The 6,623-nt window shown below is 71.7% G+C and carries 7 protein-coding genes and 2 pseudogenes; 4 read left to right on the forward strand and 5 right to left on the reverse strand.

Going from position 1 to position 6,623, the window contains the following annotated elements; all coding sequences use genetic code 11:
* A partial coding sequence (locus tag AB0G02_RS25095; protein ID WP_360797994.1) for a thioredoxin domain-containing protein occupies positions 1–1,676 on the reverse strand: 1,676 nt, incomplete at its 3' end.
* A 76-nt stretch (positions 1,677–1,752) separates the two neighbouring features.
* Here AB0G02_RS25095 and AB0G02_RS25100 point away from each other — a divergent pair.
* Positions 1,753–2,478: pseudogene (locus tag AB0G02_RS25100) on the forward strand (metallophosphoesterase); the annotation flags it as partial.
* Between the two features lie 11 nt (positions 2,479–2,489).
* Here AB0G02_RS25100 and AB0G02_RS25105 read toward each other — a convergent pair.
* Positions 2,490–2,732 (reverse strand): hypothetical protein, encoded by a 243-nt coding sequence (locus AB0G02_RS25105; protein WP_360798006.1) that lies wholly within the window; start codon positions 2,730–2,732, stop codon positions 2,490–2,492.
* A gap of 41 nt (positions 2,733–2,773) precedes the next feature.
* Entirely contained in the window at positions 2,774–3,655 is an 882-nt protein-coding gene (mca, locus tag AB0G02_RS25110; protein ID WP_360797996.1) for a mycothiol conjugate amidase Mca, read from the reverse strand.
* 110 nt (positions 3,656–3,765) lie between these two features.
* On the opposite strand from mca, the gene AB0G02_RS25115 reads away from it, so the two are divergent.
* From AB0G02_RS25115 to AB0G02_RS25125, 3 genes and pseudogenes are all read left to right on the forward strand, one after another.
* Entirely contained in the window at positions 3,766–4,176 is a 411-nt protein-coding gene (locus tag AB0G02_RS25115; RefSeq protein ID WP_360797998.1) for a DUF4307 domain-containing protein, read from the forward strand.
* A gap of 185 nt (positions 4,177–4,361) precedes the next feature.
* On the forward strand, positions 4,362–4,856 hold the full coding sequence (greA, locus tag AB0G02_RS25120; RefSeq protein ID WP_360798000.1) for a transcription elongation factor GreA: 495 nt from the start codon (positions 4,362–4,364) through the stop codon (positions 4,854–4,856).
* A gap of 76 nt (positions 4,857–4,932) precedes the next feature.
* Positions 4,933–5,033: pseudogene (locus tag AB0G02_RS25125) on the forward strand (IS5/IS1182 family transposase); the annotation flags it as partial.
* Between the two features lie 318 nt (positions 5,034–5,351).
* On the opposite strand, the gene AB0G02_RS25130 reads toward AB0G02_RS25125, so the two are convergent.
* Positions 5,352–5,756 (reverse strand): STAS domain-containing protein, encoded by a 405-nt coding sequence (locus tag AB0G02_RS25130; RefSeq protein ID WP_360798002.1) that lies wholly within the window; start codon positions 5,754–5,756, stop codon positions 5,352–5,354.
* A 269-nt stretch (positions 5,757–6,025) separates the two neighbouring features.
* Positions 6,026–6,623, reverse strand: a 598-nt coding sequence (locus AB0G02_RS25135) for an SRPBCC family protein (protein WP_360798004.1), incomplete at its 5' end; no start/stop codon positions are given.

Consider the following 6,623-nt stretch of genomic DNA (forward strand, 5'->3'; position numbering starts at 1 on the left):
GCCAGGAGGCCGGCCCGCGCGACGGCGGCCTCGGCGGCGTCGCGGTAGGTCGACGACCCGCCCAGCACCGACGCCGTCACCAGCGCCGAGGCCAGCGACGACGCCCCGGCCGGGCTCGCGTTGTCCGACGGGTCCGACGGCCGCTGCACCAGCGCCTCGGCGTCGTCGGCCGTGTCGTAGTAGACGCCGGGCTCGTCGCCGGCGAACCGCTCCAGCGCGGTGTCGAGCAGTCCACAGGCGACGGTGAACCACTTGACGTCACCGGTCGCCTGGTGCAGCGCCAGCAGGCCGTCCGCGAAGCAGCCGTAGTCCTCCAGCACGCCCGCGGCCGTGCCCGCCACGCCGTGGCGCGACGTGCGCAGCAGCCGCCCGTCGACCAGGTGCACGTCGAGCACGAGGGAGGCCGCCCGTGCCGCCGCCTCGACCCAGCGCGGCTCGCCGAACACCGCGCCCGCCTCGGCCAGCGCCACGATCGCCAGGCCGTTCCACGCCGTCACGACCTTGTCGTCACGTCCCGGCTGCGGCCGGCGGTCACGGGCTTCGAGCAGCTTGGCCGCGATCCCCGGGTCCGGTTCACCGAGCATCCGCAACGTCGACGTGCCGTGCTCGAACGTGCCCTCGTCCGTCACGCCGTACAGGGCCGCGGCGCGCGCTCCGGTCGCCAGGCCCAGCACCTCGACCAGCTGCGCGGGCGTCCACACGTAGGTCGAGCCCTCGACGCCCTCGGTGTCGGCGTCCAGCGACGCGGCGAACCCGCCCTCCGGCGTGCCGAGGTCGCGGATCAGGAACTCCGCCGTCTCGCGCGCCACGGCCCGGTACCGCGGGTTGTCCTCACGACGGCTCAGGTGCGTGTAGGTGCGCAGCAGCAAGGCGTTGTCGTACAACATCTTCTCGAAGTGCGGCACCACCCAGGCCGCGTCGACGCTGTAGCGCGCGAACCCGCCCGCGAGCTGGTCGTACAGGCCGCCGTCGGCCATCGCGTCGCACGTCGCGCGCGCCATCGACAGGGCTTCGACCGACCCGGTCCGCTCGTGGTGGCGCAGCAGGAACTCCAGCACCATCGACGGCGGGAACTTCGGCGCCCCGCCGAACCCGGCGTTGGCCCGGTCGAAGTGCCCGAGCAGCGACACCACCGCGCCCGACAGAACCTCGTCGTCCACAGTGGACTGCGGCAGCGGCTTGAACGCCAGCTGCGACACGATCCCCGCCGCCGACCGGCGCACCTCGTCGCCCTGCTCGCGCCACGCGTGCTCGATGGCCTCCAGCACCTGCCCGAACGACGGCATCCCCGGCCGCGGCGACGGCGGGTAGTAGGTGCCCGCGTAGAACGGCTCGCCGTCGGGGGTGAGGAAGCACGTCATGGGCCACCCGCCGTGGCCGCTGAGCGCCTGCGTGACCGCCATGTACACCGCGTCCACGTCCGGCCGCTCCTCGCGGTCGACCTTGATGTTGACGAAGTGCTCGTTCATGTACGCCGCGGTGGCCTCGTCCTCGAACGACTCGTGCGCCATCACGTGGCACCAGTGGCACGCCGCGTACCCGACCGACAGCAGCACCGGCACGCCCCGCTCGCGCGCCTCCTGGAACGCCTCCGGCGACCAGGGCCACCAGTGCACCGGGTTGTCGGCGTGCTGGAGCAGGTACGGGCTGGTCGAGGACGCGAGCCGGTTCGTCATGGCTCCACAGTAATTCCCGGACAACCCGCCGACCGGTCGACCGGTCGACCAGACTGGGCGCATGGAGCCCTCCGGCGAGCCGCCGCCCCACGACCTGCGCCACGAGACCGGGCCGTTCGACGTGGTCGGTGACGTGCACGGGTGCCGGGTGGAGCTCGTCCACCTGCTGCGCGAGCTGGGCTACTCCCCCGAGGGGGTGCACCCGGAGGGCCGGAAGGTGGCGTTCCTGGGCGACCTGGTGGACCGCGGTCCGGACACGCCGGGCGTGCTGCGGCTCGTCATGGCGATGGTGGCGGCGGGCACGGCGATCTCGGTGCGCGGCAACCACGAGGAGAAGCTGGTCCGCGCGCTCAAGGGGCACGAGGTGCAGGTCGGTCACGGCCTGGAGCACTCGTTGGACCAGCTGGACCGCGAGACGCCGGAGTTCCGCGCCGAGGTGCTGGAGTTCTGCGACTCGCTCGTGCCGCACTACGTGCTCGACGGCGGCGCGCTCGTCATCGCCCACGCCGGGCTGCCCGAGCGCTACCACGGGCGCGAGTCGGCGCGCACGCGGGCGCTGGCCCTGTGGGGCGTGCACACGGGCGAGTACGACGCCCGCGGCTTCCCGGTGCGCCACCCGTGGGCGCGCGACTACCGGGGCGCCGCGATGGTCCTCTATGGACACACGCCGGTCGAGGAGCCGGAGTGGGTGAACAACACCCTGTGCCTGGACACCGGCTGCGTGTTCGGGGGCACCCTCACCGCGCTGCGCTACCCGGAGCGGGAGCTCGTGTCCGTCCCGGCCCGCCGCACCTGGTACGAGCAGCGGCCGCGCTAGCCCTTCGCGCCGCCGCCCTCGCCGCCGCCGTCGGGCTTGGCGTCGGCCTTGTCGGCGGCGGTGTCCGCCTGGTCGAACGACGCGGGCAGCTTGCGCAGGTGCTTGTTCATCGACCTGACCAGGAACACCACGGCGACGAAGAACAGCACCAGGATCAGCAGGCCCAGCGGGGAGGACTTGCCGAAGTCCTCCTGCTGGCCGCCCGGGTCCTTGTCGGTGGACGGCTGCCGGGCCTGCACGACCGCCGTGGTCTGCTCCCACTGGACCGGGCCGAACGAGGTCACGCGGTCACCCTCTCCCGGACGCCCGCGAACAGGTCGTCCTCGGGCACGGTGCTGTCGACCAGCGACCGCGCCAACTCGTACTCCTCCGTCGGCCACACCGCGCGCTGCATCTCCAGCGGCACGGCGAACCAGCGGCTCTCCGGGTCGATCTGGGTGGCGTGGGCCTTGAGGGCCTCGTCGCGCACCGGGAAGTAGTCGGCGCACTCGACGCGGGTGGTGACCCGCTCGATGACGTCCGGCCGGTCGGTCGGCCAGCCCGCCAGCCACTCGGCGTACGGGGACTCCTGGCCCTCCCCGACCAGCGCCTCGTGGAACGCGAGCAGCTTCGCGCGGGAGAAGCCGTGCGAGTAGTACAGCTTCAGCGGCTGCCACGGCTCGCCCAGCTCGGGGTAGCGCTCCGGGTCGCCCGCCGCGTCGAACGCGGCCACCGACACCTCGTGGCAGCGGATGTGGTCGGGGTGCGGGTAGCCGCCGTTCTCGTCGTAGGTGACGATCACGTGCGGGCGGAACTCGCGGATCACCTCGACCAGCGGCGGCGTGGACTCCTCCAGCGGCGTGAGCGCGAAGCAGCCCTCCGGCAGCGGCGGCAGCGGGTCGCCCTCGGGCAGGCCCGAGTCGACGAAGCCCAGCCAGCGGTGCTGCACGCCCAGGATCTCGGCGGCGCGCGCCATCTCCGCGCGGCGGATCTCGGCCATGTTCTCCAGCACGTCCGGGCGGTCCATGGCGGGGTTCAGGATGCTGCCCGCCTCGCCCCCCGTGCAGGTCACGACCATGACCTCGTGGCCCTCCGCGATGTAGCGGGCCATCGTCGCGGCACCCTTGCTCGACTCGTCGTCGGGGTGCGCGTGCACCGCCATCAGGCGCAGCTTCTCAACCATGACGGTGGTGCTCCTCCTCGCCCCTGCCGGACCTGTCGGGTCCGGTCCCTGCGACACTCAACGCGGTGGTCGAGGGACATTGTTCCCCACGGGCGGGAAGGGTTCGGACAGTGGCATTGCCCGAAGGTCGGTACGGCAAGCCGCGCGGGTCCCTGCCCAGGTGGGCGCGGTGGTCACTCCCCGTGATCGCGGTGCTGGTCGGCGGGGTCGTCGCGTGGGTCGGCTACCGCAACCTCGGCACCATGCCCGTCGAGGCCAAGCAGACCGCGTTCCACGTGGTGGACGACAACTCGGTCGAGATCACGTTCGAAGTGGTCAGGCGGACGCCCGACCAGCCCGTGGTGTGCATCGTGCGCGCCCGCTCCGGGGACGGGGACGAGGCCGGCCGGCGGGAGGTCCTGGTCGAGCCGGGCGCCGACACCGTGCGCGCCACGACCCTGCTGAAGACGTCCAAGCTCCCCGTCACCGGCGAGGTGTTCGGCTGTACCTACCAGGTTCCGGCGTACCTGTCCACGAGGTAGCGGCCAAGCGGGTGATCTGCGGGTTTAGTGGCCGATCGGGGAACAAAACGGCGTCGGCAAACGTTCTCTGCGTGTTACTCTGGCCTTTCAGCACGGCCCCGACGCGGGCCGTGTTTTTCCGTTCCGGGCTGGTGCGCCCGGGAACTGCCAGCCCACGCCGTGGGCCGGAGCAAGACGAGGAGTTGGTGACCGTGAGCGACACTGAGGTGACCTGGCTGACCCAGGAGGCCTACGACCGGCTCAAGGGAGAGCTGGACGAGATGATCGAGAATCGCCCGGTCATTGCTGCGGAGATCAACGCGCGTCGCGAAGAGGGTGACCTTCGTGAGAACGGCGGGTACCACGCGGCCCGCGAGGAGCAGGGCAAGCAGGAGGCCCGCATCCGCCAGTTGCAGGAGCTGCTGAGGGTCGCCAAGGTCGGCGAGGCGCCCACGGTGACGGGCGTCGCGGCGCCCGGCATGGTCCTCACCGTGCGTTACGACGGGGATGACGAGACCGAGGAGTTCCTGCTCGCCACCCGTGAGGAGGGCGCGCACGGCGCCCTGGAGGTCTACTCCCCCTCGTCACCGCTGGGCAAGGCGTTGCTCGGCGCGAAGGAGGGCGAGGCGCGGGCGTACGAGTTGCCCAACGGCAGCACGATGAAGGTCACCTTGATCAAGGCCGTGCCGTACGCCGGCTGACCCCAAGACACCGGGAGGGCGGCAGACGCGAAGGATCGAGCCGCTGTCACCGGTGTCAGGGCGTGACCGCAGGTGGCGGGAGCACCGTCAGGTGATCAATGCGATCTCGGGGCAGCTGCGCACCGGCGCACCGGCGCACCGTGGCGCGACCTGCCCCAGCGGCACGGGCCTTGGAAACCCGCGCACGAGCGGCTGCGGTTGTGAACCGCGGACGGCACCTGGCAGCCCAGCCCGGACCGGGTGATCGTCAAGGACGACTCGGTCGACGGACGCGGCCTGCCGATGCACATCCTGATGCATCCCGGGCCAGGCCAGGGACACTCCGCGTCTATTTCCGCTGCTCGATGGCATCCGCGTCCGACCCGAGGCGGTCCTCGCGGACAAGGCCGACTAGCACAGGTCGGCTCGCCGAGATCGTCGCAGCCATCGTCCTCCGGCTGCGATGACCGAGTGCCCCGCAGGCCGCCCGGCCAGGCGGACAGGATCGGAAGTGGATCAGGTCGTAGGCAGGGCGAACCGTCGGACGCCCTTGGGCGTGTGCACCGTCAGCGCTTCCGCCAGGGTGGAGCAGGGGGTGATCTCCTGGTCCAGGCCGCTGATCTCGAACGGCCGGAGGACGTTGCGGTGGCCGGCCACCACGCGCAGCTGCACGCCGGCGGCCTTGGCCGCCAGATGGCCACGGTGCACCGCGTTCAAGCCCGCCGCGGAGAAGAACTCGACCTCGGTCAGGTCCACCACCACCGGGGCGGGCGGGGTGGCCAGGGCCAGGCCGACCGCGATCTCGTGTTTCAGCTCGCGGACGGTCAGCGCGTCGACCTCACCGGCGACGCGCACGACGACGGCATAACCGTGCACTTGGCGTTCCACCCGGAACGGGTGTCCGAAAGGTTCTGTTTTCACGGCCCGCAGCCTCCTCGGGGTCGAAGAAGGCAGTAGCTGCTGGCTCAACCCGCTGCGCACCCGACCGTACTCGCACCTGCGCCAAATCGCAGCACCTCGTCACGCGAATGCCGGACATCCACACGGCCGAAGTTCACGCTGTCGTCGAGGCGCGGCAGCGACACCACGTCGGCCGCCCCCTGCGGGAGCCGTCCGGGACCGCTCCCAGTCGCCTTGGGTCCGGCTCCACCGCGAGTCCGGTGGCGGGGAAGGCTTCTCGGTGCGACAGGTCAGGAGGTGGCCAGACCCTCGAAGTACAACTTCTGGGAAGGGTAGTAGTCGTTGAAGTCGGGCAGCGGCGAGCCGGCGCGGGAGGCGACCAGCATGTCCAGGTAGTACTCCCAGCCCGGTCCGACCTCACCGACGCCCTCCTCGGTCGCCAGGTGGTGCACCAGGCGCAACTCGGTGACACCGTCCACTTCGGACAGCAGGAGCTCCATCCGCCAGGTGCCGGCGTCGTCCGCTCCGCCCTGGTCCGCCCCACCCTCGTCCAGCATCGAGACGACCAACCGCCTGGGCGGGTCGCAGGCGTCGATGCGGACCTCGATCCACGGCCCCTGCTCCTCGAACGCCATCTGCACCTTCACCGTCCGCCCCGGCCCGGCCTCGCCCTCCCACGGCCCGAACCACCGGGCTGTGCGCTCCGGCTCGGTCAGGCTCGCCCACACGTCGTCGGCCAGTGCGCGGAACGTCCGGGTGAGCACCAGGTCGCTGCCCGCCTCGGTGCGGACCAGGCGACCGGTCGGGGCGCTCGTGCGCGATCGCGACCTTCCTGCGCAGCAGGTTCGACCAGAGCGTCGAGTCGGCGCGCTCGTAGTTCGTCTCGCG

It is taken from the genome of Actinosynnema sp. NPDC023658, from assembly GCF_040639995.1.
Taxonomy (GTDB): Bacteria; Actinomycetota; Actinomycetes; order Mycobacteriales; family Pseudonocardiaceae; genus Actinosynnema.